General features: G+C 71.8%; 21 protein-coding genes. 17 read left to right on the top strand and 4 right to left on the bottom strand.

The window, feature by feature from the left end; translation table 11 throughout:
* Positions 1–76 precede the first annotated feature (76 nt).
* Both ABD374_RS29305 and ABD374_RS29300 read left to right on the top strand, forming a co-directional pair.
* A complete protein-coding gene (locus ABD374_RS29305; RefSeq protein ID WP_344499225.1) occupies positions 77–1,264 on the top strand; it encodes a glycine C-acetyltransferase in 1,188 nt (395 codons plus the stop codon).
* Positions 1,261–2,178, top strand: coding sequence for a LysR family transcriptional regulator (locus ABD374_RS29300; protein WP_344499223.1), 918 nt, complete (start codon positions 1,261–1,263; stop codon positions 2,176–2,178). The genes ABD374_RS29305 and ABD374_RS29300 overlap by 4 nt, the downstream gene beginning before the upstream one ends.
* Positions 2,179–2,213: 35 nt before the next feature.
* On the opposite strand, the gene ABD374_RS29295 is transcribed toward ABD374_RS29300, so the two are convergent.
* On the bottom strand, positions 2,214–3,158 hold the full coding sequence (locus ABD374_RS29295; protein ID WP_344499310.1) for a slipin family protein: 945 nt from the start codon (positions 3,156–3,158) through the stop codon (positions 2,214–2,216).
* Between the two features lie 168 nt (positions 3,159–3,326).
* On the opposite strand from ABD374_RS29295, the gene rpmF reads away from it, so the two are divergent.
* Both rpmF and ABD374_RS29280 read left to right on the top strand, forming a co-directional pair.
* Positions 3,327–3,497: a 50S ribosomal protein L32 gene (rpmF, locus tag ABD374_RS29290; RefSeq protein WP_028814853.1), complete on the top strand. Its 171-nt coding sequence runs from the start codon at positions 3,327–3,329 to the stop codon at positions 3,495–3,497.
* 409 nt (positions 3,498–3,906) lie between these two features.
* Entirely contained in the window at positions 3,907–4,302 is a 396-nt protein-coding gene (locus ABD374_RS29280) for a VOC family protein (RefSeq protein ID WP_344499221.1), read from the top strand.
* Here the strand turns inward: ABD374_RS29280 and ABD374_RS29275 are convergent.
* Both ABD374_RS29275 and ABD374_RS29270 read right to left on the bottom strand, forming a co-directional pair.
* Complete coding sequence (locus ABD374_RS29275; protein ID WP_344499219.1) at positions 4,242–4,994, bottom strand: helix-turn-helix domain-containing protein; 753 nt, start codon at positions 4,992–4,994, stop codon at positions 4,242–4,244. The two genes, ABD374_RS29280 and ABD374_RS29275, sit on opposite strands and share 61 nt — an antisense overlap.
* 71 nt (positions 4,995–5,065) lie before the next feature.
* Complete coding sequence (locus tag ABD374_RS29270; RefSeq protein WP_344499217.1) at positions 5,066–6,307, bottom strand: YihY/virulence factor BrkB family protein; 1,242 nt, start codon at positions 6,305–6,307, stop codon at positions 5,066–5,068.
* 17 nt (positions 6,308–6,324) lie between these two features.
* Here ABD374_RS29270 and ABD374_RS29265 point away from each other — a divergent pair, with 17 nt between their 5' ends.
* Both ABD374_RS29265 and ABD374_RS29260 read left to right on the top strand, forming a co-directional pair.
* Complete coding sequence (locus ABD374_RS29265) at positions 6,325–7,959, top strand: acyl-CoA dehydrogenase family protein (RefSeq protein WP_344499215.1); 1,635 nt, start codon at positions 6,325–6,327, stop codon at positions 7,957–7,959.
* Between the two features lie 252 nt (positions 7,960–8,211).
* Complete coding sequence (locus tag ABD374_RS29260; RefSeq protein WP_344499213.1) at positions 8,212–9,516, top strand: GAF domain-containing protein; 1,305 nt, start codon at positions 8,212–8,214, stop codon at positions 9,514–9,516.
* Positions 9,517–9,661: 145 nt separating this feature from the next.
* On the opposite strand, the gene ABD374_RS29255 is transcribed toward ABD374_RS29260, so the two are convergent.
* The gene (locus ABD374_RS29255; protein WP_344499211.1) at positions 9,662–10,699 is read right to left on the bottom strand and encodes a M4 family metallopeptidase; all 1,038 of its coding nucleotides are present in this window, start codon (positions 10,697–10,699) and stop codon (positions 9,662–9,664) included.
* A gap of 101 nt (positions 10,700–10,800) precedes the next feature.
* Between ABD374_RS29255 and ABD374_RS29250 the strand changes: the two genes are divergently transcribed.
* The 11 genes from ABD374_RS29250 to ABD374_RS29205 all read left to right on the top strand — a co-directional run bounded on the left by ABD374_RS29250 (position 10,801) and on the right by ABD374_RS29205 (position 20,260).
* Entirely contained in the window at positions 10,801–11,370 is a 570-nt protein-coding gene (locus ABD374_RS29250; RefSeq protein WP_344499209.1) for a GNAT family N-acetyltransferase, read from the top strand.
* Between the two features lie 142 nt (positions 11,371–11,512).
* Positions 11,513–11,596: a putative leader peptide gene (locus ABD374_RS34745; protein ID WP_425577386.1), complete on the top strand. Its 84-nt coding sequence runs from the start codon at positions 11,513–11,515 to the stop codon at positions 11,594–11,596.
* 192 nt (positions 11,597–11,788) lie between these two features.
* Entirely contained in the window at positions 11,789–13,486 is a 1,698-nt protein-coding gene (locus tag ABD374_RS29245) for a nitrite/sulfite reductase (protein WP_344499207.1), read from the top strand.
* Positions 13,483–13,662: a hypothetical protein gene (locus ABD374_RS29240; RefSeq protein ID WP_344499205.1), complete on the top strand. Its 180-nt coding sequence runs from the start codon at positions 13,483–13,485 to the stop codon at positions 13,660–13,662. Before ABD374_RS29245 ends, ABD374_RS29240 begins: the two co-directional genes overlap by 4 nt.
* Positions 13,659–14,363 (top strand): phosphoadenylyl-sulfate reductase, encoded by a 705-nt coding sequence (locus tag ABD374_RS29235; RefSeq protein WP_344499203.1) that lies wholly within the window; start codon positions 13,659–13,661, stop codon positions 14,361–14,363. The genes ABD374_RS29240 and ABD374_RS29235 overlap by 4 nt, the downstream gene beginning before the upstream one ends.
* Positions 14,363–14,923: an adenylyl-sulfate kinase gene (cysC, locus tag ABD374_RS29230; protein WP_344499201.1), complete on the top strand. Its 561-nt coding sequence runs from the start codon at positions 14,363–14,365 to the stop codon at positions 14,921–14,923. Before ABD374_RS29235 ends, cysC begins: the two co-directional genes overlap by 1 nt.
* A complete protein-coding gene (cysD, locus tag ABD374_RS29225; protein ID WP_344499199.1) occupies positions 14,920–15,855 on the top strand; it encodes a sulfate adenylyltransferase subunit CysD in 936 nt (311 codons plus the stop codon). Before cysC ends, cysD begins: the two co-directional genes overlap by 4 nt.
* 2 nt (positions 15,856–15,857) lie before the next feature.
* Positions 15,858–17,198, top strand: coding sequence for a sulfate adenylyltransferase subunit 1 (locus ABD374_RS29220; protein WP_344499197.1), 1,341 nt, complete (start codon positions 15,858–15,860; stop codon positions 17,196–17,198).
* Between the two features lie 224 nt (positions 17,199–17,422).
* Entirely contained in the window at positions 17,423–18,535 is a 1,113-nt protein-coding gene (locus ABD374_RS29215) for an aliphatic sulfonate ABC transporter substrate-binding protein (protein WP_344499195.1), read from the top strand.
* 56 nt (positions 18,536–18,591) lie between these two features.
* Positions 18,592–19,389 (top strand): ABC transporter ATP-binding protein, encoded by a 798-nt coding sequence (locus ABD374_RS29210; RefSeq protein WP_344499193.1) that lies wholly within the window; start codon positions 18,592–18,594, stop codon positions 19,387–19,389.
* Complete coding sequence (locus tag ABD374_RS29205; RefSeq protein WP_344499191.1) at positions 19,376–20,260, top strand: ABC transporter permease; 885 nt, start codon at positions 19,376–19,378, stop codon at positions 20,258–20,260. The genes ABD374_RS29210 and ABD374_RS29205 overlap by 14 nt, the downstream gene beginning before the upstream one ends.
* Positions 20,261–20,265: the final 5 nt, after the last annotated feature.

Raw genomic sequence — 20,265 nt, 5'->3', positions numbered from 1 at the left:
GCACCCCTCCCCCGGATCCCCCAGGGGCCGGAAGGTCCACCCCACCACCGCACCACCGCCAGGAGAGGCCCACCGCATGTACACCTCCGTCCGCGACGACCTCCGCACCACCCTCGACGAGATCCGCGCCGCCGGCCTCCACAAGCCCGAGCGCGTCATCGGCACCCCCCAGAACGCCTCCGTCTCCGTCCCCTCCGGCGAGGTGCTCAACTTCTGCGCCAACAACTACCTCGGTCTCGCCGACCACCCCGAGGTCGTCGCCGCCGCCAAGGACGCCCTGGACCGCTGGGGTTACGGCATGGCGTCCGTACGCTTCATCTGCGGCACCCAGGAGATCCACAAGGAGCTGGAGCAGCGCCTCTCCGCCTTCCTCGGTCAGGAGGACACGATCCTCTACTCCTCCTGCTTCGACGCCAACGGCGGCGTCTTCGAGACTCTCCTCGGCCCCGAGGACGCCGTCATCTCCGACGCCCTCAACCACGCCTCGATCATCGACGGCATCCGCCTCTCCAAGGCCCGCCGCCACCGCTACGCCAACCGCGACCTCGCCGACCTGGAGCAGCAGCTCAAGGAAGCCGTCGAAGGCGGCGCCCGCCGCCGCCTCGTCGTCACCGACGGCGTCTTCTCGATGGACGGTTACGTCGCCCCGCTCGCCGAGATCTGCGACCTGGCCGACCGTTACGACGCCATGGTCATGGTCGACGACTCGCACGCCGTCGGCTTCGTCGGCCCCGAGGGCCGCGGCACCCCCGAGCTGCACGGCGTGATGGACCGCGTCGACATCGTCACCGGCACCCTCGGCAAGGCGCTCGGCGGCGCATCCGGCGGTTATGTCGCGGCCCGCGCCGAGATCGTGGAGCTGCTGCGCCAGCGTTCGCGCCCGTACCTCTTCTCCAACTCCCTCGCCCCGGTGATCGCCGCCGCGTCGGTCAAGGTCCTCGACCTGCTGGAGTCGGCGGGCGAGCTCCGCGAGCGTCTGACCGCCAACACGAAGCTGTTCCGTACGAAGATGACCGAGGCCGGCTTCGAGATCCTCCCCGGCGACCACGCCATCGCGCCCGTCATGATCGGCGACGCGGCGGAGGCGGGTCGGATGGCCGAACTGCTGCTGGAGCGCGGGGTGTACGTGATCGGCTTCTCGTACCCCGTCGTCCCGATGGGCGCGGCCCGCATCCGGGTCCAGCTCTCCGCCGCGCACTCCACCGCCGACGTCGAGCGGGCGGTGGCCGCCTTCGTCGACGCGCGGGCGACAATGGCGGGGTGATCGACCCCAGGCGACTGCGCATCCTGCGGGCCGTGGCGGACCACCGGACGGTGACCGCCGCGGCCGCCGCGCTGTATCTGACCCCCTCCGCCGTGTCCCAGCAGCTCGCCGCGCTGGAGCAGGAGACCGGCCACACGCTGCTGACCCGCAGCGGCAGGGGCGTACGGCTGACGGCGGCCGGCGACATCCTGCTGGCCCACACCCATGCCGTACTGGCGCAGCTGGAGCGGGCCGAGGCCGAGCTCGCGGCGTACGCGGGCGGGGCGGCCGGCGAGGTGCGGGTGGTGGGCTTCGCGACGGGGATCGCGGAGGTGCTCGCCCCGGCGATCGGCCGTCTCGCGGACCGCCACCCGGGTGTCCGCATACGGGTGCGGGACGCCGAGGGCGACGAGAGCCTGGCGCTGGTGCTGGACGGGGAGGTGGACGTCGCGCTGGCCGTCGAGTACCGGGGCGCGCCGCACGAGGACGACCGGCGCCTCGCGCGCGTGCCGCTCTACGCGGAACCGTTCGACGCCGTGCTGCACGCGTCGCATCCGCTGGGCCAGGCCCCCACGGTCTCGCTCGCGGAGCTGGCCGACAGCGACTGGATCGGCCCGTACCCCGGCAACCCCTGCCACGACGTGATGCTGCTGGCCTGCGAACTCGCCGGTTTCCAGCCGCGCCTCACGCACTCCTCGGACGACTTCCGCGCGGTGGTGGCGCTGGCGGGCGCGGGGGCGGGGGTGGCGCTGGTACCGCGTTCGGCGCTGCGCGGGATGGAGCTGAAGGACACGGTGGTGCGCCCGGTCGCGGGACCGGCGGCGACCCGCCGCGTGTTCGCCGCGGTGCGGCGGGGGGCGGAGCACCACCCTCTGATCAGGCCGGTCCTGGACGCCCTCGCCGCGTCGGCGGCCGGCCTCTCCACCACCGGCTGACGCCCCGATCGGATCGGTCGCCCACCGCCGGCCGCCTAGCCGGCCACCGCGGGCGGCCGCTCGGTCGTCAGGCCCGGCATCTCGTCCGCGAGCGGCAGCCGGGGCTCACGCTGCGTCCGGGGTTCGCCCTGCGCCTCGGACCCGCTCCGCACCCCGGGTTCGGACCGGGCCCGGGGCTGCGTCTCGTCACGCGGCCGCTCCCGCGACGACGGCTCCTGCTGCTGCGCCGCCCGCTCCAGGAACCGGAGCAGCTCCACCGGGAACGGCAGCACCAGCGTCGAGTTCTTCTCGGCCGCGACCGCCACCACGGTCTGCAGCAGCCGCAGTTGCAGCGCCGCCGGCTGCTCGGACATGACCCCCGCCGCCTCCGACAGCTTCTTCGACGCCTGGAGCTCCGCGTCCGCGTTGATGACCCGCGCCCGCCGCTCCCGGTCCGCCTCCGCCTGCCGGGCCATCGACCGCTTCATCGTCTCCGGCAGCGAGACGTCCTTGATCTCCACCCGGTCGATCGACACGCCCCATCCGACCGCCGGGCTGTCGAGCATCAGCTCCAGCCCCTGGTTGAGCTTCTCCCGGTTGGACAGGAGATCGTCCAGTTCGCTCTTGCCGATGATCGACCGCAGCGAGGTCTGCGCCATCTGCGAGACCGCGAACCGGTAGTCCTCCACCCTCACCACGGCCTCGGCGGGGTCCACCACCTTGAAGTAGATCACCGCGTCCACCCGGACCGTGACGTTGTCCCGGGTGATGCCGTCCTGCGCGGGCACCGGCAGGGTCACGATCTGCAGGTTCACTTTCCGCATCCGGTCCACACCAGGAACGATCATGGTGAAGCCGGGGCCGCGGACGTCCTTCCGGAGCCGCCCCAGGCGGAAGACCACACCCCGCTCGTACTGCCGCACCACCCTGGCCGCGGCCATCGTGTACAGCGCACCGGCGGACAGCGCCGCCGCCCCCGCCATCACCAGCTCATCGAGCATCACGACCCCCAAGGGTCCGACCCACGCCGCATCTTGTTGTCACGATACGCCCGCGTTTGCACACCGGTCGAGCCTCCACGGCCAGAACTCCAATTGAACATGGAATCCATTTGCATGTAGCGTTCGGTGACCGCGACCCGCGACCCCGTCCACACCAGGAGGCACCCCATGGCCGTACCCAAGCGGAAGATGTCCCGCAGCAACACCCGTCACCGGCGCGCCCAGTGGAAGGCCACCACCCCGCAGCTCGTCCCCGTCACCGTCGACGGCTCGGTGTACCGCGTGCCGCAGCGGCTGGCCAAGGCGTACGAGCGCGGGCTCCTGCGCCCCGAGGGCTGACCGGCATGACCCTCCCGCCCCTCCCGGACCACCGCCGCCCCGGCCGGCGGTTCGGCGACCGCGACCGTGCCGTCGGCGGGGGTACGGCGGATCGCGTCGACCAGGAGGCCGGCGAGGACCCGGGCCGTCCCGCCTGCGTCCACTTCCAGCGGGAGGGCCTTCGTCGGGTCACCGACGAGGCGCACACCCTGTTCGCGGGCGAACGGGCCGGCGCCCGCAAGGGCCTCGCCGGTCAGGTGGTGGGCCGAGGTGCGCACCGGCGTCAGGGCGAGCGTGCCCGCCTGGATGCGGGAGGGTTCGAAGAGGCCGCCGACCATGGGGGCGAGCCGGGCGGCCCCGGTACGCATCCGGTCCGCCGGTGTCCGATTCCTTCAAGAACGGGGCCCGGCCGTCCGCCTACGTTGGGTCCATGACTCCACGACTCGATGCCGTCGCCATCGTGACCGCCGACATGGCCGCCTCGCTCGCCTTCTACCGTCTCCTCGGTCTGGACGTCCCCACCGGGGCCGACACCGCCCCGCACGCCGAGGCGACGCTGCCCGGCGGCCCGCGCGTGCTGTGGGACACCGAGGAGACCGTCCGCTCCTTCGATCCGGGCTGGACCAGGCCCGAGGAGGGCGGCGAGCGGGTCGGCCTCGCCTTCCTGTGCGACAGCCCGGCCGAGGTCGACGCGGTGTACGGGGCTCTGACCGCCGCCGGACACCGTGGGCACCTCAAGCCCTGGGACGCCGTCTGGGGACAGCGTTACGCGGTGGTGCTGGACCCCGACGGCTGCGGTGTCTCCCTGTTCGCCAACGCCGCGTAGGCGCCCAGCGTCGTCCCGGCCAGGTCGCGCATCTCGCGGGAGAGGTGCGCCTGGTCGGCGCAGCCCGCGGCGACGGCGGCGTCGGCGTACGGCACGCCGCCGCGCACGAGGGTCAGGGCGCGCTGGAGCCGGAGGATCCTGGCCAGCGTCTTGGGGCCGTACCCGAAGGCCGCCAGTGAGCGGCGGTGCAGTTGCCGGGCGCCGATCCCGGCGGCGTCGGCGGCCGCGGCGACGGTGCTGCCCGCGCCCAGCCGGCGGGCGACGGCACGCAGCACCGGATCGGGTGGCTCCGTGTCCGCCGCGTGCCGCAGGACCAGGTCCTCCAGCGCGGACGCCGGGTCGGCCGCACCCGTGGCCCGGCCGGTCAGGGCGCGTACCCGGGCCGCGGGCCACAGGTCGGCCAGGGCCACGCGCCGGTCGCGCAGCTCGTGCGCGGGTACGCCGAGGAACGCGGGTCCGGCGCCGGGTGCGAACCGCACCCCGTCGTAGCGGGCGCCCGCGCCGCCGGGGCCCTCGCCGGGCGCGTGGGCGCGGGTGTCGGGCCCCGCGACGTACAGCTTGCCCCCGGTCCACAGCAGGTCCATGCAGCCGTCCGGCAGGACGGGATACGCGGCGGTGGGACCGGGAGCGGCGGGCATGGTGCGGGTCCAGACGACGGCGCCGTCGAGCCGGGATGCGCGTTCCGCGTACATGCTCCCCAGGTTAGGGAGCCCTCTTCCGCCCTGCCGCCCCCTTCCTGCGAACGGGACGGGCAGAACACCGCCTACGGGCGCGGCTGCCGGCTCTCCTTGGTTTCCCGGGAGTCACAGGAGTCACGAGAGTTACGACAGTCACGGGAGTCACTGGAGTCCCGCTTCTCCTGCGGCGGTTCCTTCGCGTCCTTGTCGCGGCCCGTGTGCAGGCGGGACTTCACGTCGTCCGGCGGCAGGAACCTCGACCAGCGCTCCGGGAATTCCGACGGCATGTCCGGGTCGGGTTCGTCCGTCTCGCCCGCCTCGTCCGCCTCCGCCCGCGCCGCCTCCGCCCGCGCGACGACCGCCGCCGCCTGGGCCGCGCGTACACGGTCGTTGGCCTCGCGGGCCGCGGCCGTGGCGACCGAGGGCCAGACCCGGTCCAGGGCGGCGTTGACCGCCGCGCCCACCAGGACCGCGAAGGCGGAGATGCAGATCCACAGGAGGACGGCGATGGGGGCGGCGAGGGAGCCGTAGATGGTCGGACCCTCGACGGTGCTGGTCAGGTAGATCCGGAGCAGGAAGCTGCCGAGCACGCACATCGCGAGGGCCATCAGCGCGCCGGGGATGTCCTCGACCCACGGCGAACGGACGGGCACGGACACGTGGTAGAGCGTCGTGAGGAAGACGACGGACAGCACGATGACCACGGGCCAGTACAGGACGCTGACGACCTCCGTGCCGAACGGCACCAGGTCCACCACCCGGTCGGGGCCGACCACCATCAGCGGCAGCACCACCGCGCCGATCACCAGCGCGATGACGTACAGCAGGAAGGCGAGCAGCCGGGTCTTCACGATGCCGCGGTGGCCGTCGAGGCCGTACATCACCGTGATCGTGTCGATGAAGACGTTGACCGCGCGCGATCCCGACCAGAGCGCGAGGGCGAAACCGATGGAGATGATGTCGGGCCTGGCGCCCTGGGTGACGTCGTCGATGAGCGGTTTGGCGAAATCGTTGACGCCCCGGTCGGACAGGACCGTTTCGGCGGCGGTCAGGATGTTGCGCTCGATGGACGCGACCGTGTCGGTGTTGGTCCAGTCGTCGACGTAACCGAGCAGGCCGATCATGCCGAGCAGCAGGGGCGGCAGGGACAGCAGGGTGAAGAACGCCGCCTCGGCCGCGAGACCGAGGATGCGGTACTCGATGCACGAGTTGACGGTGTCCTTCAGCAACAGCCAGGCCAGCTTGCGCATGGAGACGTTGCGGTAGAGGACCCTGGCCCGGTGAATCCGGCCGTGGGGCCGTTCCGGTGTTTCTTTTGCTGCCTGCACCTCCTTACCGTAGCGGCATGGCAGCGACCACACACACAGTGACCAACCAGGCTCCGCCGCTGGTGGAGTACGACGTCTTCACCGCCGACCGGGCCCTGTCCGAGAGTGTGGAGCGGCACGTCGCCCCCGGACTCGCGGGGGAGGTACGGGAGGAGCTCTCGTGGCTCGGACGCACCGCCGGTTCCGCCCGGGTCCAGGAATGGGGGGTGCAGGCCAACGAGAATCCGCCGAAGCTGCGGACGCACGACCGCTACGGCCACCGGATCGACGAGGTCGAGTACCACCCGGCCTGGCACCGGCTGCTGGACGAGGCCGTCGCGGCAGGGCTCACGGACGCCTGGGGGCGGCCCGGCGGGCATGTGCGGCGCGCAGCCGGCTTCCTGGTGTGGACGCAGGCGGAGGCGGGCCACGGCTGCCCCCTCTCCATGACGCACGCGGCCGTGCCGGCGCTGCGCACCGACCCGGAACTGGCCGCCGAGTGGGAGCCGCGGCTCACCTCCCATGTGTACGAGGAGGGGTTGCGGGAGCCGTCGCTCAAGGCCGGGGCGCTCTTCGGGATGGGCATGACGGAGAAGCAGGGCGGCAGCGACGTCCGGGCCGGCACGACGAGCGCGCAGCCGCTGGCCGGGGAGGGCGAGTACCTGCTCACCGGGCACAAGTGGTTCTGCTCGGCACCGATGAGTGACGGCTTCCTGGTCCTGGCGCAGGCGCCCGGCGGACTGAGCTGCTTCCTGGTGCCGCGCGTCCTGGCGGACGGGACGCGCAACGTGTTCCGCATCCAGCGCCTGAAGGACAAGCTCGGCAACCGGTCGAACGCGTCGGGCGAGGTCGAGTTCGACGGCACCTGGGCGCGACTGGTGGGGGAGGAGGGGCGCGGGGTGCGCACCATCATCGAGATGGTGGCCGCCACCCGGCTCGACTGCGTGGTCGGCTCGGCGGCGCTGATGCGCCAGTCCGTGGCCCAGGCGACGCACCACGCGGCGTACCGCGGCGCGTTCGGCTCCAAGCTGATCGACAAGCCGCTGATGCGGAACGTACTGGCCGACCTGGCGCTGGAGTCGGAGGCGGCGACGACGCTCGCGATGCGGCTGGCGGCGGCGTACGACAGCGACACCGAGCAGGACCGGGCCTTCCTGCGGCTCGCGGTGCCCGCCGCCAAGTACTGGGTGACGAAGCGGTGCACGCCGGTGGCGGCGGAGGCGCTGGAGTGCCTGGGCGGCAATGGGTACGTCGAGGAGTCCGGCATGCCGCGGCTGCTCCGCGAGGCGCCGCTCAACTCGATCTGGGAGGGCTCGGGGAACGTACAGGCCCTGGACGTCCTGCGGGCGCTCCAGCGCGAGCCGCAGGCGCTCGACGCCTTCCTCACCGAGATCGGGCGGGCGCGCGGCGCCGACCACCGCCTCGACGGGGCGATCAAGGACCTGCTGACCGAATTGGCCGACCTGGAGGGACTGGAGGCGCGGGCGCGCCGCGTCGCGGAGCGGATGGCGCTCGTGCTCCAGGGGTCGCTGCTGGTGCGGTGGGCTCCGCCGGAGGTCGCGGACGCCTTCTGCGCGTCGCGGCTCGGCGGGGACTGGGGCGCGGCGTTCGGCACGCTGCCGCACAGTCTCGGCCTCGCGTCGGTCGTGGAACGGGCGAGGGCGGTGGCATGACCCGGCGAGCCGCCGGGGGAACGACCCGCCGGGAGTTGAGGAGCCGCCGGAGTGGTGCTGCGCCGACACGGCACCACCCCGGCTGAACCCCTCCAGCTTCGTACAGGCAAAGTCCGCGTACGAGAGTTGCAGATCGTTGCAATGTTTGTCCGGACTCGCGGACGCGCCCGCCGGCGGCGCGGCACGATGAGGGGTGTCCGCCTCCACCACCTCACACCCAGTGACCCTCACGTGAGCTACGGGGTACGTCCAGTGAAGACCGAACCTCTCGACCCTCCCGGCCCGTCGCGGCCGAGCGCCCCGCCCACCACCGGTCCGGCGCGGCTGCTGCGCCGGGTACGGGCCGCGGCTCCCGTCGGCGGGGCGCCGCGCGTCGCGCCGCGTCCCGTCATCGACGCGTCCTGGCAGCGCGTGAGGCGCATCGGGATCGATCCCGACCGGGGCACCAGCAGCGCGCTCCTGCCGGCCGGCGAGCTGGAGCACCGGCGCCGGACCACCGCACTCGGCGATCTGCTGCCCTCGCTCAGCCAGGGGCTGGTCTCGGCGGTCCGGGCGTCGCAGCAGATGATGGTGGTGACCGACGAGGAAGGTCTGGTGCTGTGGCGCGACGGCGACCGTGCGGTGATGCGCTCGGCCGCCTCCGTCTGCCTCGAGGAGGGCGCGGCCTGGAGCGAGGACACGGCGGGCACGAACGGCATCGGCACGGCGCTGGAGCTGCGCAGGCCCGTCCAGGTGCACTCCGCCGAGCATTTCGTCCGTACGCTCCACAGCTGGACGTGCGCGGCGGCGCCCGTCCACGATCCGCGGAACGGGCGGCTGCTCGGTGTCGTCGATGTGAGCGGGGCCGATTCCACGTTCCACCCGGCCACGCTCGCCCTCGTGGAGTCCGTGGCCCGGCTCGCCGAGGCGGAGCTGCGCGAGCGGCACCTCAGGTCGGTCGAGCGCCTGCGGTCGGTGGCGGCGCCGGTCCTGTGCCGGGTGGGCGGCCGGGCGCTGGCGGTGGACTCGCACGGCTGGCTCGCGGCGGTGACCGGGATGCCGCCGGTCGACCGGCTTCCCCTGCCCAAGACGTTCCGGGCCGGACGCATGTGGCTGCCCTCGCTGGGGATGTGCGGGGTGGAGCCGTTGCCCGGCGGCTGGCTGGTACGGGTGGAGGAGGCGGCGTCGGGGCCCCAGGAGGGCGCGGTCAGCCGGGTCGTGCTGGACCTGAGCAGCCGGCGGCGCTCCTCGGTGACCGTCTCGGGGGCGGCCGGACGCTGGACGCATGAGCTCAGCCCCCGCCACGCGGAGCTGCTGTACGTGCTGAGTGTGCACCGGCAGGGGCGCAGCGCCGCCGAACTGGCGGCGGACCTGTTCGGCGACCGGACCCGGACGGTGACGGTACGGGCAGAAATGTCGCGATTGCGGCGCCACTTGGCCCAGGTCCTCGCGCACCGCCCGTACCGCTTCGTGGACGAGGTGGAGGTGGAGGTGGTCCACCCGGACCACCCGACGGACCTGCTGACGCACTCCACGGCGCCGGCGATCACGGCGGCGCGGGTGCGGGCCCCGGGGTAGGCACCCTCCGCGGGTGCGTCCCCCGTCGCCGGACGGGCTCGGATGCGGCAGCGCCCGATGTTCCCGGTGCGGCGCGCTCCGGCCCGTCCGGCGTTCGAGGGGCGGGGTCCGGGGCCGGAGCCCCGGCCGCCCGCCCCCCCGGCCGCTAGACCCCCGGGATCTCGCGCGCCCGGAACGCGTCCCGCACCGTGGCCGCCGCCCGCTCGCCGTACATCTTCCGCGCCGTCGCGACCGTCGTCAGCGCCGCGTCCGTGAAGCTCGTGTCCGGCGCGAAGCCGAACTGCGCGTTCACGATGACGCGGTCGGCGGTGCGCGCGCCCAGCTCCGACCTGATGTCGAAGAGCGCGCGGGACCAGATCCGGCCGTCCGCGTGCACCTGGCCGACCCGGTCGCCGTACACCGTGTCGCCGTCGATCCGGCGCAGGCAGTGCGGAGCGGCCGCCGTGTAGGAGACCGCGTCCCAGTCCGCCACGCACGCCAGGTCCGCCTTCAGCGGCCAGCCGTACTTCGCGGCCGCGTGCGCGCCGACCGTGACGGCGAGGTAGTCGCCGAATGCCTCGCCGATCGATCCGGCCTCCACCGACGTCCCGAAGCCGGGCATCTGGGCGTGGTGGACCGCGTGACCGTACTCGTGGACGATCACCTCGGCGTCCTCGGCGTCGTCGACACCGCCCTTGCCGAACCGGATCTCCGCCTTCTTGTCGGTGAAGAAGGAGTTGTCGGAGCCCCACTGGTTGATACGGACCGGCTGGGCGCGGTCGTTGGCGCCGGGCAGCTCGCTGCCGAAGCCGAGGCCCTGGAGGTACTCCTGCGCCTCGTTGACCCAGAAGTAGGCCATGACCTGCTCGAACTGGTCGTCGTGACGGTCGTACGCACCGGCCTGCGCGGTCCTCGCGGAGGCCCCGGTGTCCGATCTCACGTAGGCCCACCTGCCGGACAGGCCGCCGCTCGCGTCGAGGTTGCGCAGCGCGGCCGCGGCGTAGGCGGAGGCGGGGACGGCGTCCGCGGAGTCCTTGTCGTCGGTCAGCCTCTGGTCGTTCGACGACTGCACGGGGTTGACCATGAAGAGGCGGGCCTGCGGACCGGCGGAGGCCCCGGCGGGAGTGGTCAGGGCGGCCAGGGAGGCGAGAGCCGCGGTGAGGGTGGCCGCGGCGAGCAGGCCGCGGTGTGTGCGACGGGGCATGGGACATCCTTCTGCCGAGGGATGCGGGGGGTGGCGCGGCGCGATCATCCCGTAACGGCCCGGCTTTGGCCAGGGCGCGGGTGCGTGGTTCTCTGGGCCGCATGAGCACCGTCACCGTGACCACCTGGTCCCTGGAACAGACCTCGCCCGACGATCTGCGGCCGGCCGCGGCGCCCCCGGGGGACATCCGGATCGTCCGGGCGGAGATCCCCTCCCCCGAGTTCAGCCGCTTCCTCTACACCGCGGTGGGCGGCGACATCAGCTGGTCCGACCGGCTCGGGATGACGTACGAGCAGTGGCGGGCGCTCCTGGACCGGCCCGGGGCCGAGACCTGGGTCGCGTACGAGAAGGGCACGCCGGCCGGGTACGTGGAACTGGACCCGCAGGACGAGGGTGTCGTCGAGATCATGTACTTCGGCCTGGTCCCGGCCTTCCGGGGCCGGCGGATCGGCGGGCACCTGCTGTCGTACGGGGTGGCGCGCGCCTGGGATCTCGCGCAGCGGTGGCCCGACCGGCCGGAGACGAAGCGCGTGTGGCTGCACACGTGCAGCCTGGACGGACCGCACGCCATGGACAACTACCTGCGCCGCGGGTTCCGGCTCTTCGCGACGAAGACCGCGGAGGAGGAGGCGGCGGACATGACCGGCGCATGGGGACGAGGCCGCCCCTGAGCCCTCCAGCCCCCTCCCCCGGAGCCCTCCCGAGGAACCGGGCAGAGTGACCGACGACACACCGTCTCGCATTTCGGGACAGTGTTGTCCACATTGTGGTCAGTGGTGGACTGGCCCGAGATCCGCGTGACACGCTTCCGTCATGTCTACAGCTGGAGTTGCCTTGGTGAGTCGGCGGCACGTCGACCTCGGCCGCATGTCCAGCGCCATCTGTCCGGTGGGCTGACAGCACAGCACCACCGCGTTTTTCAGCCGTCCCCGCCGTCGCGGACGAACCGGCCACCCCGATACGCACGTGAGCTCCGCCCACCCGGCGGCGCGCTCCGCCCTGCCGTGTCCGATCGCGTTTTCGCAGGTCAAAGGGGTACGGTCGGCGCGATCCGCCACTCCTTGAGCCGCCAGAGAAGGACGAACAACCATGGCCGCCACGCCGGAAAAGCCCGCTGCCGTCACGCCCCGCCGCAAGGCCGGACGCCACCGTGGCGAGGGTCAGTGGGCCGTAGGTCACTTCACCCCCCTCAATGGCAATGAGCAGTTCAAGAAGGACGACGACGGTCTCAATGTGCGGACACGCATTGAGACGATCTACTCCAAGCGGGGATTCGACTCCATCGACCCCAACGACCTGCGCGGACGCATGCGTTGGTGGGGCCTCTACACCCAGCGCAAGCCCGGGATCGACGGCGGCAAGACCGCGGTCCTGGAGCCGGAGGAGCTGGACGACGAGTACTTCATGCTGCGCGTGCGCATCGACGGCGGGCGGCTGACCACCGAGCAGCTGCGCGTCATCGGTGAGATCTCGCAGGAGTTCGCGCGCGGGACGGCCGACCTCACCGACCGGCAGAACGTCCAGTACCACTGGATCCGGATCGAGGACGTGCCGGAGATCTGGCGCCGGCTCGAAGAGGTCGGACTGTCGACCACCGAGGCCTGCGGCGACACGCCCCGTGTCATCCTCGGCTCCCCGGTGGCGGGCATCGCCGAGAACGAGATCATCGACGGCTCCCCCGCCATCGACGAGATACAGCGCCGCTTCATCGGCAACCCGGACTTCTCGAACCTGCCCCGCAAGTTCAAGTCCGCGGTGTCCGGCTCCCCGCAGCTCGACGTGGCGCACGAGATCAACGACATCGCCTTCGTCGGGGTCGACCACCCCGAGCACGGCCCCGGCTTCGACCTCTGGGTCGGCGGCGGCCTCTCCACCAACCCCAAGCTCGGTGTCCGGCTCGGCGCCTGGGTGCCGCTCGACGAGGTGCCCGACGTCTACGGCGGCGTCATCGGCATCTTCCGCGACTACGGCTACCGCCGCCTGCGCACCCGCGCCCGCCTGAAGTTCCTCGTCGCCGACTGGGGCCCGGAGAAGTTCCGCCGGATCCTGGAGGACGAGTACCTCGAGCACAAGCTCCTCGACGGCCCCGCGCCCGAGCAGCCCACCGGGACCTGGCGCGACCACCTCGGCGTGCACAGGCAGAAGGACGGCCGCTTCTACGTCGGCTTCGCCCCGCGCGTCGGCCGCGTGGACGGCGCCACGCTGACGAAGATCGCGGACCTGGCCGGCGCGCACGGCTCGGGCCGGCTGCGCACCACCGCCGAGCAGAAGATGATCGTGCTCGACGTCGAAGAGGCGCAGGTCGAGTCGCTGGTCGCCGGGCTGGAGGCGCTGGACCTGCGGGTCACGCCGTCGCCCTTCCGGCGCGGCACGATGGCCTGCACCGGTATCGAGTTCTGCAAGCTGGCGATCGTCGAGACGAAGGCGCGCGGCGCCTCGCTCATCGACGAGCTGGAGCGGCGCATCCCGGGGTTCGACGAGCCCATCACCATCAACATCAACGGCTGCCCGAACGCCTGCGCCCGTATCCAGGTGGCGGACATCGGTCTCAAGGGCCAGCTGGTCCTGGACGACGCCGGCAACCAGGTCGAGGGCTTCCAGGTCCACCTGGGCGGCGCGCTGGGCCTCGAAGCCGGTTTCGGCCGCAAGGTCCGCGGCCTGAAGGTCACCTCGGCCGAGCTGCCCGACTACGTCGAGCGCGTCCTGCTCCGCTTCCAGGAGCAGCGCGAAGACGGCGAGCGCTTCGCGACCTGGGCCGCGCGGGCGAGCGACGGAGACCTGTCGTGAGCGAGCGAGCGGCGCCCTTCTACTGCCCGTACTGCGGCGACGAGGACCTGCGACCGAACGAAACCGGTCACGGCGCGTGGGAATGCGCGGCATGCAACCGCGCATTCCAGTTGAAGTTCCTCGGGCTCCTCGCCCGGGGAGTTCAGCGCGAAGACGTTGGAGGGGACGAGATATGACGACGGCTCAGACGGTTCAGGAAGATCTCAGAGCACTGGCGGAAAAGGCCGGGCGGGACCTCGAAGAGGCCTCCGCCCTGGACATCCTCACCTGGGCCGCCGACACCTTCGGCGACCGCTTCTGCGTCACCTCCTCCATGGAGGACGCCGTCGTCGCCCACCTCGCCTCCCGCGCCAGGCCCGGCGTGGACGTCGTCTTCCTCGACACCGGCTACCACTTCCCGGAGACCATCGGGACGCGGGACGCCGTCGAGGCCGTCATGGACGTCAACGTCATCACCCTCCTGCCCCGGCAGTCCGTCGAGGAGCAGGACGCGGAGTACGGGCCGAAGCTGCACGACCGCGACCCCGACCTGTGCTGCGCCCTGCGCAAGGTCAAGCCCCTCGAAGACGGGCTGAAGGGCTACAGCGCCTGGGCGACCGGCCTGCGCCGCGACGAGTCCCCGACCCGGGCGAACACCCCGGTCGTCGGCTGGGACGAGAAGCGCCGGAAGGTCAAGATCTCGCCGATCGCCCGCTGGACGCAGGAGGACGTCGAGGCGTACGTCGCCGAGCACGGCGTCCTCACCAACCCCCTGCTGACGGACGGTTACGCGTCCGTGGGCTGTGCGCCCTGCACCCGCAGGACCGAGGCGGGCGAGGACGCCCGCGCCGGCCGCTGGGCCGGGCGCAACAAGACCGAGTGCGGGCTGCACGGCTGATGACGAGCAACGATCAGGAGAAAGACGTGACTGGGGCCACCATCTGGCTCACGGGTCTGCCGAGTGCCGGCAAGACCACCATCGCCTACGAGCTGGCCGGACGGCTGAAGGCCGAGGGCCGCCGCGTCCAGGTGCTGGACGGTGACGAGATCCGTGAGTTCCTCTCGGCGGGCCTCGGCTTCAGCCGCGAGGACCGGCACACCAACGTCCAGCGGATCGGTTACGTCGCCGAACTGCTCGCCCGCAACGGCGTGCTGGCCCTGGCACCCGTCATCGCGCCGTACGCGGACAGCCGCGAGGCCGTCCGCAAGCGCCACCGGAGCGAGGGCACCGCGTACCTGGAGGTGCACGTCGCCACGCCGGTGGACGTGTGCTCCGTACGCGATGTGAAGGGTTTGTACGCCAAGCAGGCGGCCGGCGAGATCTCCGGGCTGACCGGGGTCGACGACCCCTACGAGGCGCCCGAGTCGCCCGACCTGCGGATCGAGTCGCACCAGCAGACCGTGCAGGAGTCCGCAGCCGCGCTGCACGCGCTGCTCACCGAAAGGGGTCTGGCATGACGACCGCCGCAACTGCCGCAGAGGGCATCGACAGCCCGTACGCGCTCAGCCACCTGGACGCCCTGGAGTCCGAGGCCGTCCACATCTTCCGCGAGGTGGCGGGCGAGTTCGAGCGGCCGGTGATCCTCTTCTCCGGCGGCAAGGACTCGATCGTCATGCTGCACCTGGCGCTCAAGGCGTTCGCGCCCGCGCCGGTGCCCTTCACGCTGCTGCACGTCGACACCGGGCACAACTTCCCGGAGGTGCTGGAGTACCGCGACCGCACGGTCGCCGAGCACGGGCTGCGGCTGCACGTCGCGTCCGTACAGGAGTACATCGACGCCGGGAAGCTGCGCGAGCGCCCCGACGGCACGCGCAACCCGCTCCAGACCGTGCCGCTGACCGAGGCCATCCAGCAGCACCGCTTCGACGCGGTGTTCGGCGGCGGGCGGCGCGACGAGGAGAAGGCGCGCGCCAAGGAGCGGGTGTTCTCGCTGCGCGACGAGTTCTCCGCGTGGGACCCGCGCCGCCAGCGCCCCGAGCTGTGGCAGCTCTACAACGGCCGCCACGCGCCGGGCGAGCACGTGCGCGTGTTCCCGCTGTCGAACTGGACCGAGCTGGACGTGTGGCAGTACATCGCCCGCGAGAAGATCGAGCTCCCGGCCATCTACTACGCCCACGAGCGCGAGGTCTTCGCCCGCAACGGCATGTGGCTGACGGCGGGCGAGTGGGGCGGCCCCAAGGAGTCGGAGAAGGTCGAGACGCGGCTGATCCGCTACCGCACGGTCGGCGACATGTCCTGCACGGGCGCCGTCGACTCCGACGCCACGACGCTCGAAGCCGTGATCGCCGAGATCGCCGCCTCCCGTCTCACCGAGCGGGGCGCGACCCGCGCCGACGACAAGATGTCCGAGGCCGCGATGGAAGACCGCAAGCGCGAGGGGTACTTCTAAACATGACCGCCATTCCCGGGCTGACCGAGCAGTTGTCGGCCACCACCCTGCTGCGCTTCGCGACGGCCGGCTCCGTCGACGACGGCAAGTCCACCCTCGTCGGGCGCCTGCTGCACGACTCCAAGTCGATCCTCACCGACCAGCTGGAGGCCGTCGAGGCGGCGTCCCTCAAGCGGGGTCAGGAGGCGCCGGACCTGGCGCTGCTGACGGACGGCCTGCGCGCCGAGCGCGAGCAGGGCATCACCATCGACGTCGCGTACCGCTACTTCGCCACCACGCGCCGCCGGTTCATCCTGGCCGACACCCCCGGGCACGTGCAGTACACCCGGAACATGGTGACGGGCGCGTCGACCGCCGAGCTGGCCGTCGTCCTGGTCGACGCCCGCAACGGTGTCGTCGAGCAGACCCGCCGCCACGCGGCCGTCGCCGCCCTGCTGCGCGTCCCGCACGTCGTCCTCGCCGTCAACAAGATGGACCTCGTCGACTACGCCGAGCCCGTCTTCGCCGCCATCGCCGAGGAGTTCACGGCGTACGCCGCCTCGCTGGGCGTCCCGGAGATCACCGCGATCCCGATCTCGGCGCTGGCCGGCGACAACGTGGTGGAACCCTCCGCGAACATGGACTGGTACGGCGGCCCGACCGTGCTGGAGCACCTGGAGACGGTCCCGGTCAGCCACGACCTGGCGAGCTGCAAGGCCCGCTTCCCGGTCCAGTACGTCATCCGCCCGCAGACCGCCGAGCACCCCGACTACCGGGGTTACGCCGGTCAGATCGCGTCCGGCGCGCTGCGCGTGGGCGAGGCCGTGACGGTCCTCCCGTCGGGCCGTACGTCGACGATCACGGGCATCGACGCGCTGGGCGAGCCGGTCGACATCGCGTGGGCCCCGCAGTCGGTGACGGTCACGCTCGCCGACGACCTGGACATCTCGCGCGGCGACCTGATCGCGCCGAGCGGTTCGGCGCCGCGCACCACCCAGGACGTCGAGGCGACGGTCTGCCACGTGGCCGACCAGCCGCTGACCGTCGGCCAGCGGGTACTGATCAAGCACACCACCCGTACGGTCAAGGCGATCGTCAAGGAGATCCCGTCCCGGCTGACGCTGGACGACCTGTCCCAGCATCCGGACCCGGGTCAGCTCGTCGCCAACGACATCGGCCGGGTCAAGGTCCGTACCGCCGAGCCGCTCGCGCTCGACGCGTACCGCGACTCGCGCCGCACCGGATCGTTCCTGCTGATCGATCCGGCGGACGGCACGACGCTGGCGGCCGGCATGGCGGGCGACTCGTTCGCCGCCGTCGAGACCCCGGAGGCCGTGGCCGACGACGAGGGCTGGGACTTCTGACCATGGCCTCCTTCGACATCTACGCGACGTTCGCGAAAGAGGGCGGCCGCATCGGCAGCGGCACCCTCGGCGCGGGAACGGGCGGCGTGGCGCGATGTGCCCGATGACGTACGCGCACCGCTTGCGCGCCCTGCCGCCGTACCGACGAAGACCTGCCGACTTCCCGGACACACCCCGCTCCGCGCGCGAGGTGTGACGCCGGGCCTCCGAGAGGAAAGCCTCCCGTGCATGCCCCCCGTACCCCCCTTCGCCGCAGCCTCGCCGCTGCTGCCGCCCTACCGCTGCTGATCGGCGTGCTGGGCGCCTGCGGTTACGGTTCGAAGGCCGAGAACGACGACAAGGTCGCTCCCGTGGCCAAGGGCGAGAAGATCGGCGGCGTGGGCGAAGTACGCATCGGTTACTTCGCGAACGTCACACACGCGACCGCCCTCGTCGGCCTTCAGAAGGGCCTGTTCCAGAAGGAGCTCGCCGGTACGCAGGTCAAGCCGCAGGTCTTCAACGCCGGCCCCTCCGAGATCGAGGCCCTGAACGCCGGCGCCATCGACATCGGCTGGATCGGCCCCTCCCCCGCGATCAACGGCTTCACCAAGTCCAAGGGCCAGAACCTGAGGATCATTTCGGGCTCGGCCTCCGGCGGTGTCTCCCTCGTCGTCAACCCGGAGAAGATCACGTCCCTGGACGACCTCGGGGGCAAGCGCATCGCGACGCCGCAGCTCGGCAACACCCAGGACGTGGCGCTGCTGAACTACCTGTCGGAGAAGGGGCTGAAGGTCGACCCCGACACCGGCAAGGGCGATGTCTCCGTCGTCCGCCAGGACAACAAGGAGATCCCGGCCTCCTTCGAGTCCGGTGCGCTGGACGGCGCCTGGGTCCCGGAGCCCACCGCGTCGAAGCTGGTCGCGGGCGGCGGCAAGGTGCTGCTCGACGAGAAGGAGCTGTGGAAGGACGGCAAGTTCGTCATCACGAACGTGATCGTCTCCCAGAAGTTCCTCAAGGAGCACCCGGACGTCGTCGAGGCCGTGCTGCGCGGCTCCGTGAAGAGCAACGAGTGGATCAAGGCCAACCCGGACGAGGCGAAGGCCGCGGTCAACGCGAAGCTCAAGGCGGACTCCGGCAAGGAGCTGCCCGCCGAGGTGCTCGACCCCGCGTTCAAGAACGTCGAGACGACCGACGACCCGCTCGCGACGACGCTGCGGGACGAGGCCGACCACGCGGTGAAGGCCGGTCTCCTCAAGGACCCGGTGCTCGACGGCATCTACGACCTGACGCTCCTCAACAAGGTGCTGAAGGCCGAGAAGCAACCCGCCGTCGGGGACGCCGGACTCGGCATCAGGTAACCGGCACCAAGCAACCGCCCTTCCCGCAACCGGAACGCCCTCAGGAGGTGAGGCTCATGGCCACCACACTCGACGTCAAGCAGGCCGCCGCGCCCGTAGACACGGTGCCGTACGCCGCACGGATCGACCACGTGTCGAAGTCGTTCGGCCGGCCCGGCGCGCAGCAGCTCGTACTGGACGACATCAGCATCGATGTGGCGCCGGGTGAGTTCGTGACCCTGCTGGGGGCTTCCGGCTGCGGCAAGTCGACGCTGCTCAACCTGGTCGCCGGGCTCGACCGGCCGTCCGCGGGCACGATCGACGTGCCCGGCGGCCGGCCCGCCCTGATGTTCCAGGAGCACGCGCTCTTCCCCTGGCTGACGGCCGGCAAGAACATCGAACTCGCCCTGAAGATGCGGGGCATGCCCAAGGCCGACCGTCGCGGCGAGGCCGAGCGGCTGCTCCAGCTCGTACGGCTGAACGGGGCGTACGGGAAGCGGGTGCACGAGCTGTCGGGCGGTATGCGCCAGCGCGTCGCCCTGGCGCGTGCGCTCGCCCAGGACAGCAAGCTCCTGCTGATGGACGAGCCGTTCGCGGCACTGGACGCCATCACCCGCGACGTACTGCACGAGGAACTGACCCGGATCTGGTCCGAGACCAGCGTGTCGGTCCTCTTCGTCACCCATAACGTCCGCGAGGCCGTCCGCCTCGCCGAGCGCGTGGTGCTGCTGTCGTCCCGTCCGGGACGCATCGCGCGCGAGTGGAGGGTCGGCATCCCGCAGCCGCGCCGGATCGAGGATTCCGCGGTCGCCGACCTGTCCGTAGAGATCACCGAACAGCTGCGGGGGGAGATCCGCCGACATGGCCAGCACTGACACCAGCCCGAAGAACGACCTCGCCGGTCTCGAAGCCGGCCTGGACGCACTGGAGACCACGCACTCCGCCGAACGGGTCGGCCTCGGCCGGATCCTGCTGTCCAAGGTGGTGCCGCCGCTGGTGGCCATCGCCCTCGTCCTCACGCTGTGGCAGCTCGCCGCGGCCTCGGACCTCAAGCCGGACTACGTCCTGCCCGGCCCGGTCGACGTGTGGAACTCCATCGAGCAGATGTGGCTCGAAGGCACACTGCTCGGCTACATCTGGACGAGCATCTCGCGCGGCGCCCTCGGCTTCGCCGTATCGGTGGCCATCGGCACGCCGCTCGGCCTGCTCGTGGCCCGGGTGAAGGTGGTGCGGGCGGCGATCGGTCCGATCCTGTCCGGACTCCAGTCGCTGCCGTCCGTGGCCTGGGTGCCCGCCGCCATCATCTGGTTCGGGCTGACCGACGCGACGATCTACGCGGTGGTGCTGCTCGGCGCCGTACCGTCGATCGCGAACGGGCTCGTCGCCGGCGTCGACCAGATCCCGCCGCTGTACCTGCGGGCCGGCCGTACCATCGGGGCCACCGGGATCAACGGCATCCGGCACGTCCTGCTGCCGGCCGCGCTGCCGGGCTACCTGGCGGGGCTCAAGCAGGGGTGGGCGTTCTCGTGGCGCTCGCTGATGGCCGCCGAGCTGATCGCCAACTCGCCGGACCTCGGCACGGGTCTGGGACAGCTGATGGAGAACTTCCGCACCTACAGCGACATGTCGGGTGTGCTGGCCACCATCATCCTGATCCTGGTCGTCGGCATCGGCATCGACCTGCTGTTCTTCTCCCCGCTGGAGCGCCGCGTGCTGCGCAGCCGCGGCCTGCTGACCAAGAGCTGATCACC

This window comes from Streptomyces enissocaesilis, assembly GCF_039533765.1.
Lineage (GTDB): Bacteria > Actinomycetota > Actinomycetes > Streptomycetales > Streptomycetaceae > Streptomyces > Streptomyces enissocaesilis.
This window is presented reverse-complemented; position numbering and strand designations above follow the sequence as displayed.